This is a genomic window from Paenibacillus solanacearum, assembly GCF_910593845.1.
Classification (GTDB): Bacteria; Bacillota; Bacilli; order Paenibacillales; family NBRC-103111; genus Paenibacillus_G; species Paenibacillus_G solanacearum.
The window spans coordinates 1-2,126 of record NZ_CAJVAS010000098.1 but is presented as its reverse complement, the minus strand read 5'-3'; the positions used below and the strand labels follow the sequence as shown (position 1 = coordinate 2,126).

Here is a 2,126-nt window from a genome sequence, read left to right as displayed (position 1 = left end):
TAGGGCGATTGCAACTTAACAGCTTACAAAAACCATATTTTACCATTAGGTCATCGCTTGGGTGGCTTGTTTGCTATGCCATTCTACTTGGGTGCGGTAAAGCAACGTCAATTTCAGACTTGCCCTCTTCCCGTGAAGTATCGTTTCATCGGATGCCGACTTGCCTCAGCCTATAAACAACCGTGCGCGCCGTCCAGTCCTCACATATGGATCCAGTGTAAATCATTTTATGGTATTTGTTAAGCTTAACCTCGCGCCGAGCGTGTTGAACATGCGGGTTCCATGCGCTTGGCGGACCGGTATCTGTACCGGCGTATCGGTTAGGCAATATAACGTTCGGCCCCTCCTGGGAAAAAGAGGACTTTCATGCAATATGGGCTGTATTTGTCGGCTGCTTTTTTATACAATAAGGTGTATATCCCAAGATATGGAGTTGGCTTGATGGAGTGGATCCTGTATGCCGCATTGGCGGTGCTTATTGTGTATATCGCGTTCATTTTACCAACCGCCTGGTTAAAGGTCGAACGGATTCGCTACGATCTCGAATTAGGGAAAAAAATATTGCAGATCAGCGACTTTCATGTGGAAAGGCTGCGGATTACCCCTAGACAGCTTCAGCGGGTTATTGAGGCGGAGAAACCGGACTATATCTTCCTGACGGGGGATTACACACAAGTGGAAGGCAAGCTGCCTTTGCTGGAACGGTATTTGACGGTATTTGCCCAGTGCGGCGTTCCGGTCTATGCCGTGCTCGGCAATCATGATTACCAGCAGCGAAAAGTGATCAAGCTCGTCCGCTTATTGGAGGATTACCGCATCCCGCTGCTGCGCAACGAATGGGTCAGCCTGCCGGGGTTCCAGTTGATCGGCATTGATGACTTTCGCAGCGGGAAAAGCCGCATCGCCAAATCGTTCGAGGGAACCGACCGCGAGCAGCGCCGCATCGTAATCACCCACGACCCGAATATTGTGCTGCATCTTCAGGAACGATACGATTACTTGATGGCCGGTCATCTGCACGGCAAACAGCTGAACGTTCCTTTCTTCTACCGGTTTCGTCCGATGGGCAAGCTGCCCGCGATGGGCATCTACAAAGGCATGCACAAGACGGCTTACGGCACTTATTATATTTCCAAAGGCATCGGTCAAACCGGCCTGAATGTACGATTTCTGGTCCGCAGCGAAGTCACGCTGCATTATGTATAAACAAACAACCGCCCCCCGGATTGCCTGGAGGGCGGTTGTTGTATGTTCATCGTGGATAGTAGGTTCCGTCGGGACGCAAGCAAACGAGTTCGCCTGTTTCCAGGTTTTTGCCTGGCTCATTCGGCGGCTTGCACGAAAGAAGTGTTTCAAAGGTAATGACTTCATGCCCCAGCACCAGCGGTTTGGAATAAGCTTTTTTCATAGTGGTTTGCGAAGCGTGGAACTTATGAAAGCTGAAAAGGCAAAGCGAAGAGTAAGACTTTCCTAACCTAATGGCGTTCCCATTTTCCCCCCTTTGCATAGTAGCATGGCCTTTTGCGACGTTGGTCCCACCGCCATGCTATCTGACATTCCAAATATTTCCATCAATTATTACTTCACCCGCTTACTTGTTCCCTCTATCCAATAAAAAAAGTATCCCGAGGGATACGTAAGCAGTAAACAAAAAATAACACTATTAGTTTATTAAACATTGTGATACAATTCGTATCACTGGTATATTAAAATATATTTTTTCATAGAGAGGACTTAACGAAATGAAAACATTCGATACTTATCCACGAATACTCAAAAAAATGCTTCGATATATACTTCAAGTCACATCTATTGAGGAACTAAACAACGTAGAAATACTGCTCTCGCGATACCTTGCTAGACGAAAAGCAGATCTTCAAAGTCAAAATAAATGGGCTCAATAACCAAATGTCAGTTGCAATACGCTATGCCCCTATTCTTTCCCAAAATAAGTGGAATTGTACTATGGAAGTGGCAAAAGTTAGATGTCATTTACAACGTGTTTTGGAGTGCTACTATAATTATGCAGTCGAAAAACACCCTCGTATGAAATAAAATGAAGATGACGAGGGGACGAGAGACAATGAAACGGTACGACAAAGTATTCAAAGATGAAGCAGTAAGAT

1 protein-coding gene is annotated in these 2,126 nt (G+C 46.0%); it reads left to right on the top strand.

What is annotated here, in order from left to right; translation table 11 throughout:
* Window positions 1–441: 441 nt before the first annotated feature.
* The gene (locus KXG62_RS33715) at window positions 442–1,206 is read left to right on the top strand and encodes a metallophosphoesterase (protein WP_218096382.1); all 765 of its coding nucleotides are present in this window, start codon (window positions 442–444) and stop codon (window positions 1,204–1,206) included.
* Window positions 1,207–2,126 lie beyond the last annotated feature (920 nt).